26 protein-coding genes are annotated in these 21,215 nt (G+C 67.5%); 15 read left to right on the top strand and 11 right to left on the bottom strand.

Annotated elements, in window-relative coordinates; translation table 11 throughout:
* Positions 1–533: helix-turn-helix domain-containing protein (locus tag ON27_RS05960; RefSeq protein ID WP_245559798.1), on the bottom strand; the 533-nt coding region annotated here is incomplete at its 3' end.
* 426 nt (positions 534–959) lie between these two features.
* On the opposite strand from ON27_RS05960, the gene ON27_RS05955 reads away from it, so the two are divergent.
* The 7 genes from ON27_RS05955 (at position 960) to ON27_RS05925 (ending at position 4,522) form a co-directional block, all read left to right on the top strand.
* The gene (locus ON27_RS05955) at positions 960–1,370 is read left to right on the top strand and encodes a DNA-directed RNA polymerase subunit beta (protein ID WP_245559796.1); all 411 of its coding nucleotides are present in this window, start codon (positions 960–962) and stop codon (positions 1,368–1,370) included.
* Positions 1,363–1,584 (top strand): hypothetical protein, encoded by a 222-nt coding sequence (locus tag ON27_RS05950; protein ID WP_043720604.1) that lies wholly within the window; start codon positions 1,363–1,365, stop codon positions 1,582–1,584. The genes ON27_RS05955 and ON27_RS05950 overlap by 8 nt, the downstream gene beginning before the upstream one ends.
* Positions 1,585–1,685: 101 nt before the next feature.
* On the top strand, positions 1,686–2,186 hold the full coding sequence (locus tag ON27_RS42725) for a hypothetical protein (protein WP_157227094.1): 501 nt from the start codon (positions 1,686–1,688) through the stop codon (positions 2,184–2,186).
* A 30-nt stretch (positions 2,187–2,216) separates the two neighbouring features.
* Positions 2,217–3,278: a hypothetical protein gene (locus tag ON27_RS42720; RefSeq protein ID WP_157227093.1), complete on the top strand. Its 1,062-nt coding sequence runs from the start codon at positions 2,217–2,219 to the stop codon at positions 3,276–3,278.
* A gap of 143 nt (positions 3,279–3,421) precedes the next feature.
* Positions 3,422–3,784 (top strand): hypothetical protein, encoded by a 363-nt coding sequence (locus tag ON27_RS05930; RefSeq protein WP_051046261.1) that lies wholly within the window; start codon positions 3,422–3,424, stop codon positions 3,782–3,784.
* A gap of 184 nt (positions 3,785–3,968) precedes the next feature.
* Positions 3,969–4,268 carry a type II toxin-antitoxin system Phd/YefM family antitoxin gene (locus tag ON27_RS41120; RefSeq protein ID WP_083887396.1) on the top strand — a complete coding sequence of 100 codons (300 nt, stop codon included), beginning with the start codon at positions 3,969–3,971 and terminating at the stop codon, positions 4,266–4,268.
* Entirely contained in the window at positions 4,265–4,522 is a 258-nt protein-coding gene (locus ON27_RS05925) for a Txe/YoeB family addiction module toxin (RefSeq protein WP_043720593.1), read from the top strand. The genes ON27_RS41120 and ON27_RS05925 overlap by 4 nt, the downstream gene beginning before the upstream one ends.
* A 156-nt stretch (positions 4,523–4,678) precedes the next feature.
* Here ON27_RS05925 and ON27_RS05920 read toward each other — a convergent pair whose 3' ends face one another.
* The 4 genes from ON27_RS05920 to ON27_RS05905 all read right to left on the bottom strand — a co-directional run bounded on the left by ON27_RS05920 (position 4,679) and on the right by ON27_RS05905 (position 8,477).
* Positions 4,679–5,836 (bottom strand): acyl-CoA dehydrogenase, encoded by a 1,158-nt coding sequence (locus tag ON27_RS05920; RefSeq protein WP_043720588.1) that lies wholly within the window; start codon positions 5,834–5,836, stop codon positions 4,679–4,681.
* 164 nt (positions 5,837–6,000) lie between these two features.
* Positions 6,001–6,687 carry a TetR family transcriptional regulator gene (locus ON27_RS05915; protein ID WP_051046260.1) on the bottom strand — a complete coding sequence of 229 codons (687 nt, stop codon included), beginning with the start codon at positions 6,685–6,687 and terminating at the stop codon, positions 6,001–6,003.
* 61 nt (positions 6,688–6,748) lie between these two features.
* The gene (gene purE / locus ON27_RS05910) at positions 6,749–7,264 is read right to left on the bottom strand and encodes a 5-(carboxyamino)imidazole ribonucleotide mutase (RefSeq protein ID WP_043720586.1); all 516 of its coding nucleotides are present in this window, start codon (positions 7,262–7,264) and stop codon (positions 6,749–6,751) included.
* Entirely contained in the window at positions 7,257–8,477 is a 1,221-nt protein-coding gene (locus ON27_RS05905) for a 5-(carboxyamino)imidazole ribonucleotide synthase (RefSeq protein ID WP_043720618.1), read from the bottom strand. Before ON27_RS05905 ends, purE begins: the two co-directional genes overlap by 8 nt.
* 39 nt (positions 8,478–8,516) lie before the next feature.
* On the opposite strand from ON27_RS05905, the gene ON27_RS05900 reads away from it, so the two are divergent.
* On the top strand, positions 8,517–9,056 hold the full coding sequence (locus tag ON27_RS05900; protein ID WP_043720582.1) for a GtrA family protein: 540 nt from the start codon (positions 8,517–8,519) through the stop codon (positions 9,054–9,056).
* 1 nt (position 9,057) lies between these two features.
* Here ON27_RS05900 and ON27_RS05895 read toward each other — a convergent pair whose 3' ends face one another.
* The 3 genes from ON27_RS05895 to ON27_RS05885 are packed head-to-tail and all read right to left on the bottom strand — an operon-like array spanning position 9,058 to position 11,604.
* Positions 9,058–10,362, bottom strand: a complete 1,305-nt coding sequence (locus ON27_RS05895; RefSeq protein WP_043720579.1) for a sensor histidine kinase — start codon at positions 10,360–10,362, stop codon at positions 9,058–9,060.
* Between the two features lies 1 nt (position 10,363).
* Entirely contained in the window at positions 10,364–11,041 is a 678-nt protein-coding gene (locus tag ON27_RS05890; protein WP_043720576.1) for a response regulator transcription factor, read from the bottom strand.
* A 17-nt stretch (positions 11,042–11,058) separates the two neighbouring features.
* Positions 11,059–11,604, bottom strand: a complete 546-nt coding sequence (locus ON27_RS05885; protein ID WP_043720573.1) for a PH domain-containing protein — start codon at positions 11,602–11,604, stop codon at positions 11,059–11,061.
* Between the two features lie 159 nt (positions 11,605–11,763).
* Between ON27_RS05885 and ON27_RS05880 the strand changes: the two genes are divergently transcribed.
* The gene (locus ON27_RS05880; RefSeq protein ID WP_043720616.1) at positions 11,764–12,717 is read left to right on the top strand and encodes an acyl-ACP desaturase; all 954 of its coding nucleotides are present in this window, start codon (positions 11,764–11,766) and stop codon (positions 12,715–12,717) included.
* Positions 12,718–12,743: 26 nt separating this feature from the next.
* Here ON27_RS05880 and ON27_RS05875 read toward each other — a convergent pair whose 3' ends face one another.
* A complete protein-coding gene (locus ON27_RS05875; protein ID WP_043720570.1) occupies positions 12,744–13,550 on the bottom strand; it encodes a biotin--[acetyl-CoA-carboxylase] ligase in 807 nt (268 codons plus the stop codon).
* A 28-nt stretch (positions 13,551–13,578) separates the two neighbouring features.
* Complete coding sequence (locus ON27_RS05870) at positions 13,579–13,770, bottom strand: hypothetical protein (RefSeq protein ID WP_043720566.1); 192 nt, start codon at positions 13,768–13,770, stop codon at positions 13,579–13,581.
* Between the two features lie 204 nt (positions 13,771–13,974).
* Between ON27_RS05870 and ON27_RS05865 the strand changes: the two genes are divergently transcribed.
* From ON27_RS05865 to ON27_RS05855, 3 genes are all read left to right on the top strand, one after another.
* Complete coding sequence (locus tag ON27_RS05865) at positions 13,975–15,615, top strand: acyl-CoA carboxylase subunit beta (RefSeq protein ID WP_043720560.1); 1,641 nt, start codon at positions 13,975–13,977, stop codon at positions 15,613–15,615.
* A 192-nt stretch (positions 15,616–15,807) separates the two neighbouring features.
* Positions 15,808–16,140 carry an acyl-CoA carboxylase subunit epsilon gene (locus ON27_RS05860; protein WP_043720556.1) on the top strand — a complete coding sequence of 111 codons (333 nt, stop codon included), beginning with the start codon at positions 15,808–15,810 and terminating at the stop codon, positions 16,138–16,140.
* Positions 16,137–16,769: a nucleoside triphosphate pyrophosphatase gene (locus tag ON27_RS05855; protein ID WP_043720554.1), complete on the top strand. Its 633-nt coding sequence runs from the start codon at positions 16,137–16,139 to the stop codon at positions 16,767–16,769. Before ON27_RS05860 ends, ON27_RS05855 begins: the two co-directional genes overlap by 4 nt.
* Here ON27_RS05855 and ON27_RS05850 read toward each other — a convergent pair.
* Positions 16,698–17,474, bottom strand: coding sequence for a helix-turn-helix transcriptional regulator (locus ON27_RS05850; protein ID WP_043720550.1), 777 nt, complete (start codon positions 17,472–17,474; stop codon positions 16,698–16,700). The genes ON27_RS05855 and ON27_RS05850 overlap by 72 nt on opposite strands.
* A gap of 169 nt (positions 17,475–17,643) precedes the next feature.
* On the opposite strand from ON27_RS05850, the gene ON27_RS05845 reads away from it, so the two are divergent.
* From ON27_RS05845 to ON27_RS05835, 3 genes are all read left to right on the top strand, one after another.
* Complete coding sequence (locus ON27_RS05845; protein WP_043720611.1) at positions 17,644–18,561, top strand: sulfurtransferase; 918 nt, start codon at positions 17,644–17,646, stop codon at positions 18,559–18,561.
* A 198-nt stretch (positions 18,562–18,759) separates the two neighbouring features.
* The gene (locus ON27_RS05840) at positions 18,760–20,565 is read left to right on the top strand and encodes an acetyl/propionyl/methylcrotonyl-CoA carboxylase subunit alpha (RefSeq protein WP_043720547.1); all 1,806 of its coding nucleotides are present in this window, start codon (positions 18,760–18,762) and stop codon (positions 20,563–20,565) included.
* Between the two features lie 144 nt (positions 20,566–20,709).
* The coding region (locus ON27_RS05835) for a patatin-like phospholipase family protein (protein ID WP_043720609.1) at positions 20,710–21,215 on the top strand (506 nt) is incomplete at its 3' end.

Here is a 21,215-nt window from a genome sequence, read left to right as displayed (position 1 = left end):
GTGACGTTGGGCAGACTCATCAGGTCCGCCAGATGCCGGAGTTGAGCGGACATGACGCGATCGTCGCCGACGATCCCCCGTAGCACAGACTCTCGAAGGATCGTGTTCACTGCCACGGGTTTCGTTTTACGGGTGATCAGTGCTTGGCGCTTGCGTCGGAGGTGTACCCGTCGCTCGTGCTCCAGCGGTGACTCGTCCGGATAGCCGGCACGGATAAGCCCACTCGCGTATGCGGGAGTCTGGAAGATCCCCGGGACCAGTTCCGGTTCGTACCAGGTCAGAGACCGCGCGGTGGCCTCCAGGTCCACGAACACATCGAAGTTTTCGGGAATCAGGTCGCCGAACTCGTGCCACCACGACTTCACACTGGCCTGCTTCGCCAGCCCGACGAGTGCGCTCGTGTACTCCTCGGTGAAGTCGTAGATCTTGCACAGCGCCTCGATGTCTACGGTGCGTATTCGCTCGGTCTTGCCGACCTCCATGCGCTGAACAGTGCTGACACTCCACTGCATCCGCTCGCCGACATCGGCCAACGTCAATCCCGCCGCTTCGCGTCCGTTCCGCAGATGCCTGCCGAGCTGACGGCGAGGAAGGGTCGAGCCACCACTTTCGGCCATGCAGGGTCCTGTCCACTCGGGCGGCCCGGGCTTCTCATCTCCGGGCCAATTCTCATTGCAGGATGAAAACCATGCTGGTGGAGCTGATGAGATCTCATCTTCACGTAGTTCATCGAGCACGTCCAGTGGTTCGCTGAATGTGCGCCCGGCGAGGTACGCGGAAACGGTGACTGCACAACGTAGTTCGCTCCCTAGCCCCGGCCTCGATCAGGGCTGGTTGCGAACCGGGCGCACCTGAACCCCTCCGATGAAGCAGAGGTGTCGATGCGCCACATAGCGTTTGGGGACACACCGTTGTCTCGCTGCCACTACTACCGGCAGGTGTGCGGAATCCCCGCGACCGTGGACCCTCCCCAGATCGGGCGCATCGTCGTCCGCACCGGGATGGTCTGGGCGATCACCATGCCCGCCGTGCTGGGACAGCACGTGAAGGTGTGGATGCAGAATCACGGCCACGAGTTGGGGCCGATCCTGTCGCATCCACGATCGAAGCGGTGGAGGTTCATCATCCGGCCGGATCTGCCGGACGACGTACCACTGTTCGCCGAGATGTTCCGCTTGAACGTGTCCATCATCCGCTACGGCGGGCTGATCGCGTTGCCGAGCCCCGCAGATCGAGGAACCAAGTTCCGCGCGTGGATCTCGCGGCCGGACACGGCATTCCGCCCCTCGGGCCGTGTAGTGGTCACGGGCATCCGTGGCTGCGTGGCCGAGAAGATCGCGCGCCGTCGGCGGCTGTCGGCCTATGCCTGACCGCGCAGCGTCCCCGATCCCCTCCGAGCCGGACGTCCACCTGTCGGTGTTCTGGCACGGAGCCCGGCTCGATTTCGTCGCCTGCGTCTCGGCCGCGTCCCTTTTCGTCCAGGAATGGCGCGCCCGCCACTGGCACGACGCCGTCCAAGTATCCACAGACGACACCGACGGCTACCCGCGACTGCCGTGCGAACGCTTGTATATCGAGCGATGAAGCGACACCCCGCCCGCCACTTGCCCGGCGACACGCACCGGCGTGACACTGTAATGCTCGAAACCGTTACGAGACAGCTTGCACGAGGGAAGGCTCCGCCAGTGGACGAGGATCAGATGGGTTTCGACATAGAATTCGACGCCGCAACGGAGGCCTACTTGGATTGGGTTGCGCCCGAACGCATGGAATCGCAGATCCAAAATTTCCTGTCGGATACCGTTCCGGGCATAGCTGATTTTTCGGACAATTGGTGGACATCGCCGCTGACGATGCGCGTTCTAGAAGCCGCAAAACAGTTATTCGGCGATCGCACAGGATTCCTTGCGCCCGAGAATCGAGAAGCTGCGGATCAGTTCATTCGATTCTATGGGGAATGTTTTGTGCGGCGGGCGGGAATGGCATGGACAAATCGTCCGGAATGGAACAGCGCTCCGCTGTACACCGATTTCAGCCCGGCAGTACACGACGGCAACGGTGAAGAAGTCCGAAGCCTGGTCTCGATGACCGATTATTTGTTTCTCGAAGATGACGGCCCCGGTATGGCGGATTACGTGATCACTTCGGCCGCCCGCGACATACGCAAAGCCCGCAAGAGCACATAGACACTCGGCAAACGGGGGGTGGGCACTGTCATGCCCGACGACTACGACGCTATCCGGCGGCGACTGACCAACTACGAAAAGGGCCTGTACTTCGAACTGGGCAGGGCGCACGAGCTGGGAGAAACGCCCGAAAAGGGCTGGGTGCGCCAGTTCAGGATTCAAACCAGCAAAGGTCCGCGCGTACTGGACAATGCCCGCACCGAAGGTCGAAGCACTCGCGGAGTGGAGCGCAAATCGGGGCGGATCAATGAGCGGGACTCGCGCGAGCAGCTAGTAAGAGAGCGAGCAGGCCTGGACGCCGGAGTACTGGCCAATAGTCGATGGGAGACGGTGGCCGGTGAGAAGATTCCTCCTAGGACAGCCAGAGATCTTCAAGCTATGGCGCGTGATTTCGGCGAGAGATTTCAGCATGTAATCGTTTCTCGCGCTGATGCGCTTCGCGCCATACAGCTCGGCCAGTCGCTGGTATCTCGGCAATTGGAACTCGTCCGGCCATATGAACTGCATCGAGCCGACCGAGCGCGGGAACGGCTTGCGAAGATACGCCAGATCGTGCGGGCAAAAGAGCGAGCCGAGAAGTTTCGGAAGGTACAGCAGTTCCGGGAAGCCGCCACGCGCGGCCGGGCGGATGCGCCGCAGCGGATCGAACATGACCGGCGGGCCCGAGCAGAGGCCGCGCAAGCCAGGGAAGCGCGCCGAACGCCGGAGAACGAGCGGGCACGGATCGAGCGAGAAGCCGCCGAAAGGGTGGCGCAAAAGTTTTCGGTGCCCAGCCAGTATCAGGGACGCGAAACCGCCGACACCGGCGAACCAGCGGTCCGAGAAGCGGCCGAGGCTGCCGGCGTGGAGCGTTCAGCAGCCGATAAGGAACGGCAGGCCGCTTTGCAGGACCTGAACAAGGCGCGGGATGCAGCGTTCAGGGAGTTGGACGAAAAGGGGCGTCTGTCGGAGGTGGAAAGACTGTTGTGGTTGGGGCAGGCGCAGCACCCGCAAGCGGCTGTGAGGCAGTCGCCTGTTCATGCCCCGAACGTTGAGCGTGGCGGCACTGGTCGAGGCCAGGACCGTTCACGGGAAGTGACTCGCGAACAATAGCCGTCCTGCTCGATCAGCTCACAACCCCGCTCAACGGCGGCTCGCGCCACCGAGTCCGAACTCGGACGACGCGAATCAGATTTCCCACCAGTAACATTCAGCCACACTCGGCCGAAGATCACCGTGAGACAGAAGGAGCTTTCATGAAAAAGGGGATTGTCGCCGCCGCACGCGTCGCGGCCGCTGGTGTCTCGGGTCTGGCCTTCGTCGCGATCGTCGGTTCCGGCGCCGCGCAAGCCGCGCCGCAGGATTGCGTCGTCGAGCGGGATCTCTTCGGCGCGTCGGCGACTTGCCAACCCGACGGAGGAAGTAACTACGTCCTGCGTGTCGACTGCGTCGGCCTCTACGCCAGCGGCCCGTTCCCGCTCTACGGCATCGGCCCCTACCAGGCACTCAGCTACCCCTTCACGCCGAACGGCCAGCGCATCACCACGGGCTGCACGGGAATGGGTCCCGGTGTGTTCGCAGTAGCCACCAACGCTTACGTCGAGATCTATCGCGGCTAGGTGTGGCCGCCAACCGTCCTGGCATGCTCTCCATAGGACGTTCGGGCGGCCCGCGGTCCGGCGGACACCTGGGACCGACTGCCGGTCGCCGTCTGCTCCAGAGGCAGGTCTGTGCGGGCGACCAGCAGAGCTGTCCGCCGATTCACCCACCCTTTTCCTGTACAGGATCCTGTACAGTGAAGGCATGAAGCCGATGACTTATACCGAGGCGCGAGCCAACTTCGCATCGGTTCTCGACAGTGCCACCGAAGACCTCGAAGAGGTGGTGATCACTCGGGCGGGCCACGAACCTGCCGTCGTTGTCGCGCTCAGCGAGTATCAAGCGCTACAAGAGACCGCGTATCTGCTCGGCAGTCCGGCTAATGCACGGCACCTCGAACGGTCCATAGCCGAACATCGCGGCGGCGGCGCAACGCCTCGAGAGCTAGTAGACGTTGACGAGGGGTCCGAAGGCAACGTAACGCCCGGCAAGGCGAGCGCGTGAAACTGACGTTTACCGATCCCGCCTGGGACGACTACCAGTGGTGGCTGGCCAACGACAAGAGGATCTTGCGCCGGATCAACACACTGATTGCGGACATCAAGCGCAACGGCTACGAAGGGATCGGGAAGCCGGAAGCTTTGAAACACCATTTGGCCGGCTATTGGTCGCGACGAATCACGACTGAACATCGGATCGTGTACGTCATCGAGGACGACTCGGTCGTGATCATCGCATGCCGCTACCACTACGAGTGATCGAAGCAGCCGCTACCGCTGATCGGGGCCGTTGAGCTGCGAGCGAGCGCGGACTCTATCGACAGCATGTTCGGGCGGCCCGCGCTCCTCCACGGCCTGGAGACGGCCGCAGAGCGTGCGCAGGCACGCCCGAACCTCCGGTGATCCAGGAAAAGCTCACTTGAGCAGCGCGCGGCTCATCACCAGACGCTGGATCTGGTTGGTGCCTTCGTAGATCTGGGTGATCTTCGCGTCGCGCATCATGCGCTCGACCGGGAAGTCGGTGGTGTAACCCGCGCCGCCGAACAGCTGGACGGCGTTGGTGGTGACTTCCATGGCGACGTCGGAGGCGAAGCACTTGGCGGCGGCGGAGATGAAGCCGAGGTTCTGCTCGCCGCGCTCGGCGCGGGCGGCCGAGGTGTAGACCATGAGGCGGGCGGCCTCGACCTTCATCGCCATGTCGGCGAGCATGAACTGGGTGTTCTGGAAGTCGGCGATCGACTTGCCGAACTGCTTGCGGTCCTTGGTGTAGGCGATGGCCGCGTCCAGCGCGCCCTGGGCGAGGCCGACGGCCTGCGCGCCGATGGTGGGGCGGGTGTGGTCGAGGGTCTGCAGCGCGGTCTTGAAGCCGGTGCCCGGCTCGCCGACGATGCGGTCACCCGGCACGCGGCAGTTCTCGAAGTACAGCTCGGCGGTGGGCGAGCCCTTGATGCCGAGCTTGTGCTCCAGCGGGCCGACGACGAAGCCCTCGTCGTCCTTGTGCACCAGGAAGGCGGAGATGCCGTTGGCGCCCTTCTCCGCGTCGGTCACCGCCATCACGGTGTACCAGGAGGACTTGCCGCCGTTGGTGATCCAGCACTTGGAGCCGTTGATGATCCAGTCGTCACCCTCCTGCTTGGCCCGGGTGCGCATGCCGGCCGCGTCGGAGCCCGCCTCGCGCTCCGACAGCGCGTAGGAGGCCATCTCGCCGTTGACGATGTCCGGCAGCACCTTCTGCTTCAGCTCCTCGGAGCCGTTCAGGATCAGGCCCATGGTGCCGAGCTTGTTGACGGCGGGGATCAGCGACGACGAGCCGCAGACCCGGGCGACCTCTTCGATCACGATGCAGGTGGCCACCGAGTCGGCGCCCTGGCCGCCGTAGGCCTCGGGCACGTGCACGGCGTTGAACCCGGAGGCGTTGAGGGCGGTCAGCGCCTCCTCGGGGAAGCGGGAGTTGCCGTCGACGTCCTTGGCGTGCGGGGCGATCTCCTTCTCCGCGAGAGCACGGATCGCGGCGCGCAGCTCATCGTGGAAGTCCTCGAGCTTGAACAGGTCGAAATCGGGGTTTCCCGCCATCGGGCTCACTCCTGGTCGTCGGTGGTGATCGCTGATTTCCGCCGAGTGAATTCAGCGCATCGGCACTGAGTGCCACATCTTGTTTCAGTATACCCACATGGACGCCTATCACATGGGAAGATGACGTGGCACTCAGTGTCAGATAGGTCGCACTTCGGTCCAGCTCACAGGGTACCGAGCTTGCGGACCAGCAAATCCGCGATCTGCCTGGGCGGAGCGTCGCGCGGGAACACCGCGACGACCAGTTCGTCGGCATTCGCAGCCCGCCCGGCGCCGCGCGGGATCGCGGACAGTTCCACCCGCAGGTCCGCGGCGCCCGCGTCCGACTCGCCGCGCACCATCCGGCGCAGCAGGTAGTTGTGCGTGGCCGTCACGGCGGCGGTGAACTGCACCCGCGCCAGATCGGGAACCTCGGGCAGCCGCTCACGCAGGTAGTCGGTGAACAAGCGCTCGTAGCGGAACACCGTCACGATCTCCCGCTCCCGCAGTGCGGGCACCCGGCGCACCACCTGATACCGCCGCGCCGCGATCTCGCGCCACTGCGTGAATCGCTCGAACACCAGCACCACCGCCGCGCACACGGCCTCCCACGGGTCCTCCCGCGACGCGGACAGGAACTCCGCCGCCTGCGCCAGCTGCGACTCGTGATCGGCGAAGATCACGTCCTCTTTCGACCGGAACTGCCGGAAGAACGTCCGCCGGGAGATCCCGGCGGCCTCCGCGATCTCGTCGACAGTCGTCGCCTCGTACCCCTTCTCGGCGAACAACCGCAACGCCTGATCCACCACCGTGAGCCGAAAATGCGCGGTGTCGTCGCCTCCCCGCGTCCGAGCGATATCCCCTGTAGTCACGACCTCACACCGTAGTCAGCGGCCGCGAGAGCAAGTTCTCCACGCTGGAACATGCCGCGGCTCAGCCCAGGAGCTTGGTGCGCAGTGCGTCGTCCTTTTCCAGCACCATCTGCTCCAGCCCGGCCTGGAACTGTTCCATGCGGGTGCGCAGGGCCGGGTCGTGGGCGGCGAGGATGCGGGCGGCGAGCAGGCCCGCGTTGCGGGCGCCGCCGATGGAGACGGTCGCGACGGGCACGCCCGCGGGCATCTGGACGATCGACAGCAGCGAGTCCATGCCGTCGAGGTACCTGAGCGGAACCGGCACGCCTATCACGGGCAGCGGAGTGGCGGAGGCGACCATGCCGGGCAGGTGGGCCGCGCCGCCCGCCCCGGCGATGATGACTTTCAACCCGCGACCGGCCGCGTCCCGCGCGTAGTCGAGCATGCGCTGCGGGGTCCGATGCGCCGAGACGACGCCCACCTCGAAGCGAATCCCGAACTCGGCCAGCGCTTCGGCGGCCGCCTCCATGGTCGGCCAGTCGGAGTCGCTGCCCATGATCAGGCCGACCGCCGGGGTCACGGCCCCTGCTTCACTCATGCGGATCCCATCCATCGGTCCATACCGCGTGCGACATCCAGTGCGCCGCCCGCTCGGCCTTCTCCCGTACCTCGGCCACGTCGTCGCCGAGGATGTTGACGTGCCCGATCTTGCGGTCGGGACGCTCGCCCTTGCCGTACAGATGCACCTTCGCCTGGGGAATCCGGGCGAACAGGTGGTGCAGCCGCTCGTCCATCGACATCGCCGGGGCCTGCGGCGCGCCGAGGATGTTCGCCATCACGGTGACCGGCGCCAGCGGCGCGGTGTCGCCGAGCGGATAGTCCAGCACGGCCCGCAGATGCTGCTCGAACTGGCCGGTGCGAGCGCCGTCCATCCCCCAGTGCCCGGAGTTGTGCGGGCGCATCGCCAGCTCGTTCACCAGCAGCTTCCCCTCCGTGGTCTCGAACAGCTCCACCGCCATGACGCCGACCACGCCCAGTGCCCCCGCGAGGTTCAACGCCATGGTCTCCGCCTCGGCCGCCGTGTCCTCCGGCAGGTCCGGCGCGGGCGCGATCACCACCGCGCACTGCCCCTTGCGCTGCACGGTCTCCACCACCGGCCAGGTCGCCGCCTGCCCGAACGGCGAACGCGCCACCATGGCCGACAGCTCGCGCCGAAGGTCGATCTTCGCCTCCGCGAGCAGCTGGACGCCGTGCGCGAGCTGGTCGGTGACGATCGATGCGGCGGCCTCGGCGGACTCCGGCATCCAGACGCCACGGCCGTCGTAGCCGCCGCGCACCGCCTTCAGCACGATCCGCCACTCGTGCTCCTCGCCGAACCGCACCGCGTCGTCGACCGAGGTCACCGCCGTGAAGGCGGGCACGGGCAGCCCGAGCGCGCTCAGCTTGACGCGCATGGCCAGCTTGTCCTGCGCGTAGACCAGCGCGTGCGGGGGCGGCTGCACGTTGACGCCCTCGGCGACCAGCGCCTCCAGGTGCTCGGTCGGCACGTGCTCGTGGTCGAAGGTCAGCGCGTGCGAGCCGACCGCCGCTTTGCGCAGGGCGGTCAGATCGGTGTGGCTGCCGAGCACCACCTCCGGACTCACCTGGGCGGCCGGGTCGTCGGGGTTCTCGGCGAGCACGCGCAGCCGCTGGCCCAGCGCGATCGCGGCCTGGTGCGTCATGCGCGCCAACTGGCCGCCCCCGATCATGGTGACGGTGGGCATGGCCGATGGATCGAAGGAACGTGCGCTCACGTCGGACAATATTGTCATGTCCGGCGCGAATGATCGGTACCGGTACACTCCGGTCTTGTGTCATTCGTCGACGACGTGGTCAGCGTCCTCCCCAAGCCGCTGCAAGATATCGCGTACCGGCATCGGGAACTGATCAAGTTCGCGATCGTCGGCGCGACCACGTTCGTGATCGACAGCGGCATCTTCTACGCACTCAAGTGGACGGTGCTCGCGGAGAAACCGGTGACGGCCAAGATCATCTCCGGCGTCATCGCGGTTATCGCCTCCTACATCCTGAACCGGGAATGGTCGTTCAAGAATCGCGGCGGGCGGGAACGTCATCACGAAGCGCTGCTGTTCTTCGGCGTCAGCGGCGTCGGCGTGGTGCTGGCCTTCACGCCGCTGTGGATTTCCAGCTACGTCTTCGACCTGCGCCAGCCCAACGTGAGCTTCACGGTCGAGAACATCGCCGACTTCATCAGCGCCTTCGTCATCGGCAATCTGCTGCAGATGGCGTTCCGTTTCTGGGCGATGCGCCGCTGGGTCTTTCCCGACGAAATGAGCGAACTCGAAGCCGAATTCGTGGACCTCGTGGAAGAGGAACTCGGCCGCAGCTGAGTCAGCGCGGCTCGGGCACCACCGAGTTGGCAGGCCGGACCTTCGAGGACCCCAGGAACACCGCGAACAGCGCGGGCCTGCGCCGCTGCAATTCCAGCCGCCCGCCGTCCGCCTCGACCAGCGCCCGCGCCAGCGCCAGCCCCACACCGGTGGAGCCGCCCGCGGAGAAGCCCCGATCGAAGATGTGCGGGGCCAATTCGTCGCGCACCCCGTGGCCCTCGTCGGCGACCTCCACGCACACCAGCGGCTCACGGTCCGCGCCCGGCCGCACCGTGCGCACCGACACCGTGCAGGTGCCGCCGCCGTGCATCAGGGCGTTGTCCACCAGCACCGCCACCGCCTCGCGCAACCGCGAACCCGTGATCGGGGCGCGCAGCGACTCGTCGCCGGTGAGGGTCAGCGTCCGGCCCGCCTCGGTGAACGGGTGGGTCCATTCGGCGACCACGCCGCGCAACTCCGCCATCACCGGCACCGGATCGCGATCGGCCGCGTCCTCGTCGCGGGAGGCGCGAACCAGGTCGTCGATCGCGTCGGTGAGCCGGTCGACCTGGGCCATCGCCTCCTCGGCCTCGTGCACCACCTCCGGGTCGGCGTGCGCGGACAGCTCGTCCAGACGCAGCCGCACCGCGGTCAGCCGGCTGCGCAACTGGTGCGAGACATCCGCCACCAGGGCATGTTCGCGCTGCAGCCGTCCGGCGATCTCCACGGTCGCGGAGTCGAGCACGTCGGAGACGCGGTCCAGTTCCGCGATGCCGTGCCTGCGCGGATCGGGCCGGAAGTCGCCCATCGCGAGCCGCGCCGCGCGCGCCGCCACGTCCCGCAGCGGATCGGCCACCCGCCGCGCGGTGACCACCGCGACCGAGACCGCCGCGCCGAGCGAGGCGAGCACCGCCAGCGCGACCACCGCGACCGCCTGCCGCTGCATCGCGTGCATCGGGGCGGAGGGCACCTCCAGGCGCAGCGACCCGGACGTGCGCATGGACAGCGACTCCACCAGCGGGTCCGATACCTCGGCCACCCCGATGTCGCGGCGCGAGGCGTTGTCCGTCGGCGACGGATAGACGATGGTCAGCCTGCCGTCCTCGGGCACCAGCGGCGCCACCGAGCGGATGTCCAGCTCGCCGGACACCATGCCGTCGCGCTCCTGCGCGATGATCTCCGCGGCGATCCGGTCCAGCCGGTTCTGCAAGTCGTTGCGCGTGATGTCCTCCACCCACAACCACGCCGTGTAGATCAGCGGCACACCGAGCACCACCGTGGTGAGGGTCAGCACGGTGAGCATCGAACGCAGGATCCGGCGGCGCACGTCAGTCGGTGTTCAGCCGGAATCCGACGCCGCGGACGGTGACGATGCGCCGTTCCGCCATGGGCCCCTCGTCGCCGATCTTGCGGCGCAGCCAGGACATGTGCATGTCCAAGGTCTTGGAACCGCGCAGCTCCGCGTCGCCCCAGACCTCGCGCAGGATCGTCTCGCGCGGCACCACCTGGCCCGCTCGATCGATCAGCACCTTGAGCAGCTCGTATTCCTTGTTGGCCAAACCTATTTCGATGCCGTTGACCAGGACGCGGCGCGCGGCGGGCTCCAGGCGGATACCGCCCACCTCCACCGTGTCGTCGCCGATTCCGCTGCGCCGCAACAAGGCTCGCACCCGGGCGAGCAGCTCGGCGAGCCGGAACGGCTTGCCGACGTAGTCGTCGGCGCCCGCGTCCAGCCCCACCACGAAATCCACCTCGTCGGTGCGCGCGGTGAGCATCAGCACGGCCAGATCCGCGCCGCGGGCGCGCACCTGACGGCACACCTCGAGCCCGTCCATGCCGGGCAGTCCGAGATCGAGGATGAGCAGGTCGTGGCCGCCTTCCAGAGCCCGCTGCAACACGGCGGGACCGAAACTCTCCACGGTCACCGAGTAGCCCTCGCGGCCGAGTGCGCGCGACAGCGGGGCGGCGATGGCCTCGTCGTCCTCGGCCAGCAGTACAGCGGTCATACGCCCAGGTTACGGGCTCACCGGTAGCTGCGACGGTCGTCCCAGCGCTCGTCCCGGCCGTCCCGGTGCCGCTCCACCTCGAATACCTGGTGGTACAGCAGCGCGTGCACCTGCTGCACGGCCGGGATGTCGTCGTACTCCAGCGGCTCCGAGGAGGACGACTCGATCACCAGCGTTCCGGTGCCGAGCAACCGGTCGAACAGCCCGTGCCGGAACTGCACGCTGGAGATCCGGCTCATCGGGATGTCGATGCCGCTGTGGGTGATCACGCCCTGACGCACCAGCACCCGCCGGTCGGTGACTATGAAATGCGTCGACTTCCAGCTGACAACCGGTGCGAGACAACGCCACAGCAGAATCGCCAGGTACACCACGAGCACCGTGCCCAGCAGCGCCGAGCGTGCGGTGCCCTCGGCCTTCTGCGAAGCGAGCCCCCCTGCGAAACCGGCCAGCGCCGTGGCGACGATGAGCGTCACGATCGGCCAGAAAAGCATTTTCCAATGCGGATGGCGATGCAGCAGCAACCGTTCGTCGGGCGCCAGCACATCCTCCGGGTAACCCATGCCGAAAACCCTACCGCGTGATGTTGCCGGAACGGCTGACACCGCAGCGCGTCATGCTGCACAATCGGCAGCCTGCGTGTGACGATTCCGCGCAGTGGCTGTCTGTATCGCGCAACGCCCGGCTCACCATCATCGTCGATTACGACCGTGGAGGAACGCGTGACCAAGGACCTGACCCCGCTGCAAATCCTGACCGAACTCGAACCGGTCGCCGAGGAGAATCTGAATCGGCACCTTTCCATGGCGAAGGACTGGAATCCGCACGATTACGTTCCGTGGACCCAGGGCCGCAATTTCGCCGCCCTGGGCGGCGTGGACTGGGCGCCGGAGCAATCGAAGCTCAGCGAGGTCGCCCGGGTGGCCATGATCACCAATCTGCTCACCGAGGACAACCTGCCCTCCTACCACCGGGAGATCGCGCAGAATTTCTCCGAGGACGGCCCGTGGGGCGTCTGGGTGGACCGCTGGACCGCGGAGGAGAACCGCCACGGCATCGCCATGCGGGACTACCTGGTGGTCACCCGCGCCGTCGATCCGGTCGCCCTGGAAGAGGCCAGGATGATCCACATGAGCAACGGCGTCCAGTCGCCGGAGGGCTGGGGCGGATTCCTGGCCAGCGTCGCCTACGTCACCTTCCAGGAACTGGCTACCCGTGTGTCACATCGCAATACCGGCAAGGCGTGCAACGACGCCGTAGCCGATCGGATGCTGCAGCGCATCGCCGCCGACGAGAACTTGCACATGATCTTCTACCGCAACCTGTGCGGCGCGGCGCTGGACCTGGCGCCCGACCAGGCGCTGCCCGCGATCACCCGGATCCTGACGAACTTCCTGATGCCCGGCGCCGGGATGCCCAACTTCCGCCGCTACGGCGTGCTGATGGCCAAGCACGGCATCTACGATCTGCGCCAGCATCTGGAGGAGGTCGTCCAGCCGGTGCTCAAGCAGTGGAACGTCTTCGATCGCAACGACTTCGGGCCGCGCGGCGAGCAGGCGCGCGAGGAACTCGGCGAGTTCGTGGAGAAACTGTCCAAGAACGTGATCAAGTTCGAAGAGCAGCGCGATCGCTCGCTCGCCCGCGATGCGGCGCGCGGCATCGGCCACTACGTCTGAGACACACCGCGCAAGGGTTCGAACGCTCAGTACTGGGCACGCAGGTGCGTGACGTCGCCCGCGGACACCGCTTCGTCGCCGATGAGCAGGCGGCCGTAGCCGTCGACGCCCGCGGCGACGCCGGTCAGCTCCCGGCCGCCGGGCAGCTCGGCACGCACCTCGGTGCCGATCGTGGCGCACCGCTCGCGGTAGGCGGCGGACAGTTCATCGATCGCCCAGTCCGCGTCGCGCCAGGCGGTGAAGCGACGGGCGAACTCGGTCAGCAGCGATCGCACCAGCACCGTGCGGTCGGTCTGCCGCGCGCCGGCGAGGGTCAGCGAGGTGGCGTGCGGCACCGGCAGCTCGTCCTCGGTGAGAGTGACGTTGAGCCCGAGGCCGATCACCACGGCGGGCGCGCCGCCGCCCGCGCTCGCGGCGACCTCGGCCAGGATGCCCGCGACCTTGCGTCCGTCGATCAGCACGTCGTTGGGCCACTTCAGTTCCGCGGCCACGCCCGCCGTGGTGCGCAGGGCGTCCACCACGGCGACGCCGGTCAGCAGCGCCAGCCAAGCCAGCGAGGCAGGGCCGATGCCGGGCAGGCGCACCAGCAGCGACATCGCGAGCTGCGCCCGCGGCGGGCTCACCCAGGGCCGTGCGTGCCTGCCACGGCCCTGGACCTGGGTCTCGGCCAGCAGAACGACGCGGTCGGCGGCCGGATCGGCCGCCCGTGCGATCAGATCCGCGTTGGTGGACCCGGTCGACTCGACCACGTCGATTCGCGAGAAGAACGACAGTTCGGGCGACTCGACGGCGCTGCGCCGCAACTGCTCTGCATCCAACGGTGGCCTCTGCACACCGGCAGGCTACTCGCAGGCCACTGCGCTACCCGACGAGGTCGTACGCGCCGGCCATCGGGTCGCGTGCCGCGATGCTCGCGCCGTCGCCCTCCTCCGGCTCGCCTTCGGCGGTCCGGGCCCATTCCTCCGGATCGCCGTACTTCGGCGCCATCTCGGTGCTCGGCGTCCACACCGCGGCGGCGGCGTATTCGGCGAACGCTCTACCCCATTCCCACATGACGCGCTCCTCCCCTGCGCCGGAAATTCGTCGTCCTCAGGCTATCCGGACACGACCGGCCGACGATACTCATTTTCCGCCGTCCCGACCCTGCTACCGACCAGGAAGTTTGCCTGCGAAATTTGATCTAGCTGCGGTTTTCTACTCGCCGGTAGCACCGTCTGGGTTAGAAGGACGCACTGGTACTGGTTACACTCCGGAGCCATGACGAGTGTCCAGCAGCAGCCCGCGTCAGGTCCGGCGGGCTCCCCCGATATCCACACCACCGCTGGGAAGCTGGCTGACCTGCGCAATCGGCTGGAAGAGGCCAAGCACCCGATGGGTGAGGCCGCGGTCGACAAGGTGCACGCCAAGGGCAAGATGACCGCCCGCGAGCGCATCCTCGCCCTGCTGGACGAGGGTTCGTTCGTCGAACTCGACGCACTGGCCCGCCACCGCAGCGTGAACTTCGGCCTGGAGAACAACCGTCCGCTCGGCGACGGCGTGGTGACCGGTTACGGCACCATCGACGGCCGCGACGTGTGCATCTTCAGCCAGGACGTCACCGTGTTCGGCGGCAGCCTCGGCGAGGTCTACGGCGAGAAGATCGTCAAGGTGATGGACCTGGCGCTGAAGACCGGCCGCCCGCTGATCGGCATCAACGAGGGCGCGGGCGCGCGCATCCAGGAGGGCGTGGTCTCCCTCGGCCTCTACGGCGAGATCTTCCACCGCAACATCCAGGCCTCCGGCGTGATCCCGCAGATCTCCCTGATCATGGGCCCGGCCGCCGGTGGCCACGTCTACTCCCCCGCGCTCACCGACTTCGTCGTGATGGTCGACGGCACCAGCCAGATGTTCGTTACCGGCCCGGACGTCATCAAGACGGTCACCGGCGAGGACGTCACCATGGAGGACCTGGGCGGCGCGCACACGCACATGACCAAGTCCGGCGTCGCGCACTACGTCGCCTCCGGCGAGCAGGACGCGCTGGACTACGTCAAGGACCTGCTGTCCTACCTGCCCAGCAACAACCGCGCCGAGGCGCCCCGGTTCCCGGCCACCGACCCGATCCCCGGCGCGATCGAGGACTCGCTCACCGACGAGGACCTCGAGCTGGACTCGATCATCCCGGACTCGCCGAACCAGCCCTACGACATGCACGAGGTGATCCGTCGCCTGCTCGACGACGACGAGTTCCTCGAGGTGCAGGCCGAGCGCGCGATGAACGTCATCGTCGGCTTCGGCCGGATCGACGGCCGCAGCGTCGGCATCGTGGCCAACCAGCCCACCCAGTTCGCGGGCTGCCTGGACATCGACGCCTCGGAGAAGGCCGCGCGCTTCGTGCGCACCTGCGACGCGTTCAACATCCCGATCATCACCCTGGTCGACGTGCCCGGGTTCCTGCCCGGCACCGGGCAGGAGTACAACGGCATCATCCGGCGCGGCGCGAAACTGCTCTACGCCTACGGCGAGGCCACTGTGGGCAAAATCACGATCATCACCCGCAAGGCCTACGGCGGCGCCTACGACGTCATGGGTTCCAAGCACATGGGCGCCGACGTGAACCTCGCCTGGCCCACCGCGCAGATCGCCGTCATGGGCGCTTCCGGCGCCGTCGGGTTCGTCTACCGCAAGCAGTTGCAGCAGGCCGCCAAGGACGGGCAAGACGTCGATGCGCTGCGGCTCGAGCTCCAGAACGAGTACGAGGACACGCTCGTGAACCCGTACGTCGCCGCCGAGCGGGGCTACGTGGACGCGGTGATCCCGCCGTCGCACACGCGCGGCCAGATCGTGTCCGCGCTGCGACTGCTCGAGCGCAAGATGGTGACCCTTCCGCCGAAGAAACACGGCAACATCCCGCTGTGATCGAGCGATACCCTCGATAGGCCGCGCACAAAGGGTGGCATCAGGCTCGGTACCACTTACCCTGGCGTGTACCGCCTTGTTGCAAAGACGCAACAAGTGAATCCGAGGATGATCGCTTCATCCATAGCTTGTCGGAAAACGGGAACAGCCTCATCAGTTCACCTGATCGAGGCGAAGAGAGGACCTGGCACTGTGACGACCGTGGCAGAAGAAGATGTGTTGAGCGCCGTCGAACTGGATCTCACAGTCGACCCGATCGCGGACGAGGTCGGTGCGTCCACCTCGGACGCGGCCGCGCCACCCACCGAGGCCACCGCTGAGCCGTTCTTCCGTGTCGTGAAGGGCTCACCCACCGACGAGGAGCTCGCCGCGCTGGTGTGCGTGCTGTCCGCGGTCGCGAACAGCGGCGCGCCGACCGGCCCCGCGGGCCCGCCCGACATGTGGGGCCGTCCCACGCTGATGCACCGCGGCGCTTCGCCGTTCTCCCCGTACGCCTTCCCCCAGCTGTCCCACCTGCGCGGGTGACCCGGCTGATCCTGGCTTCCGCGTCCCCGGCCCGCCGGGAGGTTCTCCGCTCGGCGGGCATCGACCCGATCGTCCGGGTCTCCGCCGTGGACGAGGACGCGGTCGCCGCCGCCCTCCCGGAGGGCACGTCACCGCAGGTGGTAGTGGTGGAACTAGCGCGCGCCAAGGCGGCCGCCGTGGCCGCCGACATCCCCGAACTGGCCGCCGATTGCGTTGTGGTGGCCTGCGATTCGATGCTGCTCGTCGACGGCGAGTTGCAGGGCAAGCCGCACACACCGGAGGTCGCCCGCGCGCGGTGGGGCGACATGGCCGGGCGCAGCGCCGATCTGGTCACGGGTCACTGTGTGCTGCGGATGCGGGACGGCCAGATCACCGCCGAGGCGGTCGATTGCAGCAGCACCACCGTGCATTTCGCCAAACCGGAGCCGGACGAGCTGGACGCCTACATCGCGACCGGCGAGCCGCTCCAGGTGGCGGGCGCGTTCACCCTCGACGGGCTCGGCGGCTGGTTCGTCGATCGCATCGATGGCGACCCCTCCAGTGTCATCGGCATCGGCCTACCACTGCTGCGCCGACTGCTTGGCGATGTTGGGATCGGCGTTACGCAACTGTGGGGCCACACGGCCTGACGACGCGGTCAACGCCTCCGCGTCACCGCCTCCGGGCATCGTGGCCGCCTCCGCGGTCTCCGCGCGCCGCGCGGCGATGAGTTCCAGTCGGGCCACGCACAGCTCCGGCTCCACGAACGGATGCATCCGCACATCGATGGCGCCGCGCGCGCCGCCCCGGTCGAGCACTTCTTCGATCAGACCCAGGTGCACGCCGCACACCACCTCGGAGTGCGTGCGCGCGAGTTCGCGCAGCGGACACGCCGTCAGCCGGATCAGCACCTTCCCCTCGGTCTCCGCGGACGGATCACGCTCGGGCGCGAAGCCCAGTTCCGACATCAGCGTGATGGTCAGGTCCTTGGCGTCCTCCAGCGACTCCACTCGATGGTCGCCGACGTCGAGTCTGGAGCCCCACGCCCGGCCCGCCGCGACCGCGGCCTCGGATCTGCGCCGCGGATCGGGGCCGAGCTGGTCGGCGAGCACCTGCGCCAGATCCTGGTAGCCGACCGATCGCTGCACCGCGCTGTATCCGATGCGCGGACGCCCGCGGCCGCGCGGCGGCTGCTGGAACTGCCGGACCAGGGATTCTCTGGTGAGCACATCGAGGTGGAACCGGACCGTGGTGACGTGCTGTCCGGTGATTCTGGCCAGTTCCTGGGCGTCGAGAGGCTCGCTGGCGCCACGTAGGATCGCGAGCAGTCGCCGCCGCGGCCAAGAATCGGACATAGCTCACCCCTCCTCCCGGGAGACTTTATCGGATGTAGGTGCCCTTTATTCAGCCCTCATCCGATTTGTGATCTGAAACGAGAGTCACTGTCGCCTCACACCTACCATCGCTGTGAGACCCCGAATCGCTGCCATCACCGTCAACCCATGCGTGAAGGACCCAGACACCGTGCCCGTCGCCCCGGACCCTCATCCCTCACTCGGTTCCTACGCACATCCTCACCGACTAGTAACCACGGAGTGGCTGTCGGCAAACATAGGCGCGCGGGGACTCAAGATCATCGAGGCCGACGAGGACACGCTGCTCTACGACATCGGGCACGTTCCGGGCGCCACCAAACTGGACTGGCGAAGCGATCTGAACGATCCGGTCACGCGCGACTATATCGACGGAACCCGCTTCACCGAACTGATGCGCGCCAAAGGGATAGAACGTGACGACACAGTCGTGATCTACGGGGATCGCGGCAACACGCAGGCGGCCCACGCGGCGTGGGTGTTCACCCTGTTCGGGCACGAGGACGTGCGGTTGCTCGACGGCGGGCGCGCGGCCTGGATCTCCGAGGCGCGCGACACGACGTTCGAACCCGACTACCCGGTGCGCGGCGACTACCCGGCCGTGCGCCGCGACGACAGCACCTACCGCGCCTTCCGCGAGGACGTGCTCGCGCACCTGGGCAAGCCGGTGATCGATGTGCGCTCGGCCGAAGAGTATTCCGGCGCGCGCACCATGCGGCCCGGCGCCCCCGAGGACGCGGCGTTGCGTGGCGGCCATATCCCCAGCGCGTCCAACATCCCGTGGACCGAAGCGCTCGCCGCCGACGGGCGATTCCGCTCGCGGGCCGAACTCGACGAGGTCTACGGCGATTCGACCGGTCCCGAGGAAGTGATGGTCTACAGTCGGGTGGGCGTGCGATCCAGCCACAGCTGGTTCATGCTCACCTATCTGCTCGGGCGCCCGGGCGTACGTAACTACGACGGTTCCTGGACCGAGTGGGGCAACTCCGTGCGCATGCCGATCGCCAAGGGGGCCGAACCCGGCGACGTCCCCCCGCGCGGTGGTGCGCGTCGCACCCGGAGCAGGTAGGGCAGGGTGCGGTCCCAAACACAGGCCGCGTACGTTGTGATCCGCGACCTACTGTTCAGTAGGGCTAGCCGAGTTCGGCGTCTGTTGGCAGACTGCCTACACTCGCCCGAGACGTAAGTTTGTCGAGTACGGGAGCGGAGCCTGCGCAGCGACCCATCCCCCGGCGAAGCGACCAAAAGAATGCACACAGGAGGCTCAGTGCCCAGCCATGCCAGCGCGCGGATCACGAAGGTACTCGTAGCTAACCGAGGCGAGATCGCCGTGCGCGTGATCCGGGCGGCCAAGGACGCCGGTATCGGCAGCGTCGCGGTGTACGCCGAGCCGGACGCCGATGCCCCGTTCGTCAAGCTCGCCGACGAGGCCTTCGCCTTGGGCGGACAGACCTCGGCCGAATCGTACCTCGTGTTCGACAAGATCCTCGACGCCGCCGCCAAGTCCGGCGCCGACGCCATCCACCCCGGTTACGGCTTCCTCTCCGAGAACGCCGACTTCGCCCAGGCCGTCATCGACGCCGGGCTGATCTGGATCGGCCCGTCGCCGCAGTCCATCCGCGACCTGGGCGACAAGGTCACCGCGCGGCACATCGCCGAGCGCGCGAAGGCGCCGATGGCCGCGGGCACCAAGGACCCGGTCAAGGACGCGAGCGAGGTCGTCGAGTTCGCGAAGAAATACGGCGTGCCGGTCGCCATCAAGGCGGCCTTCGGCGGCGGCGGCCGCGGCATGAAGGTCGCGCACTCCATCGAGGAGATCCCGGAACTGTACGACTCGGCCGTGCGTGAGGCGACCGCCGCGTTCGGTCGCGGAGAGTGCTTCGTCGAGCAGTACCTGGACAAGGCCCGCCACGTCGAGGCGCAGGTCATCGCCGACAAGCACGGCAACGTCGTGGTCGCGGGCACCCGCGACTGCTCGCTGCAGCGCCGCTTCCAGAAGCTCGTCGAGGAGGCCCCCGCGCCGTTCCTGTCCGACGAGGTCCGCGCGAAGATCCACGCCTCGGCCAAGGCCATCTGCAAGGAAGCCGGCTACTACGGCGCGGGCACCGTCGAGTACCTGGTGCAGGGCGAGACGGTCTCCTTCCTCGAGGTGAACACCCGCCTCCAGGTGGAGCACCCGGTCACCGAGGAGACCGCGGGCATCGACCTGGTTCGCCAGCAGTTCCGCATCGCCAACGGCGAGAAGCTGGAGATCACCGAGGACCCGACTCCGCGCGGCCACGCCTTCGAGTTCCGCATCAACGGCGAGGACGCCGGGCGCGGCTTCCTGCCCGCCCCCGGCCCGGTCACCGTCTACCGGGAGCCCTCGGGCCCCGGCGTGCGGGTGGACTCCGGTGTGGTGGAAGGCAGCGTGATCGGCGGCCAGTTCGACTCGATGCTGGCCAAGCTGATCGTCACCGGCGAGAACCGCACCCAGGCACTGGAGCGGGCGCGGCGCGCGCTGGCCGAGTTCGAGGTCGACGGCCTGGCCACGGTCATCCCGTTCCACCGGGCGATCGTCGAGGACCCGGCGTTCATCGGTGACGGCGAGAAGTTCGACGTCTACACCAAGTGGATCGAAACCGAGTGGGTCAACACCGTCGAGCCGTACACCGGCGCGGGCGCCCCGGCTGAGGAGGACGAGGACCAGCCGCGGCAGAAAGTCGTCGTCGAGGTCGGCGGCCGCCGGGTCGAGGTGTCGCTGCCGGGCAACTTCACCGTCGGCGCGGGCGCGGCCGGTGCGGCCGGTAACGGCGCCGGTGTGATCCGCAAGAAGCCCAAGCCGCGCAAGCGTGGCGGCGCGGGCGGCGGCGCGGCCTCCGGTGACGCGGTCACCGCTCCCATGCAGGGCACCGTCGTCAAGGTCGCCGTGGAAGAAGGCCAGTCGGTCGAGGCGGGCGATCTGATCGTGGTGCTCGAGGCCATGAAGATGGAGAACCCGGTCAACGCCCACAAGGCCGGTGTGGTCACCGGCCTGTCCGTCGAGGCGGGCGCCGCGATCACCCAGGGCACGGTTCTCGCAGAGATCAAGTAATACCCGGCGAAGGCCGTCACGGAGCGGGCGCAGGACGACGGAGTCCGCGCCCGCTCCGCTTGTTTACGCGGTGGCCCTTCCCCGGTCACGTGCGCTGCCTCTGCCGGACCCGTTTCGCACACCGTGGTGTCGTATCGTGATCCGGTGACCAGCTCGACAAGCGTCTCCCCCGTCGCGGAGCTGATCCGCGCGCGCCGTGCCACATCCAGCCGCGCCGACGGTCACCGATTGGCGCTGGTGGTGGAGGGCGGCGGCAGCCGGGGCGTGTACTCCGGCGGCATGGTGTCCGCGCTGGAGGAACTCGGACTCGCCGGGGTGTTCGACGCGGTGTACGGCACGTCGGCGGGTGCGATCAACGGCGCTTGGCTGCTGTGTGGGCGCGCGATCGCCGGCATGCGCTCCTGGACCGATCCGGCGATCATGCGCCGCGCCGTCGACCCGTCCCGCCTCCTGCGCGGACGTCCGGCGTTCGATCTGCGGTATCTCGTGCACCAGGTGTACGACGGCGTCGAGCCGATGGATTTCGAGGCGATCCTGGCCAACTCCACGACATTCCATCCGATCGCCACCGATATCCGCACGGGGCAGCCGGTCGACCTCGGGCCGTACATCACCGACAAGCGAACGCTCATGCGCGCGTTGCGGGCGTC

It is taken from the genome of Nocardia asiatica NBRC 100129, assembly GCF_000308415.1.
Classification (GTDB): Bacteria; Actinomycetota; Actinomycetes; order Mycobacteriales; family Mycobacteriaceae; genus Nocardia; species Nocardia asiatica.
The sequence above is the reverse complement of the archived record's forward strand: the minus strand, read 5'-3'. Positions and strand labels throughout refer to the sequence as shown.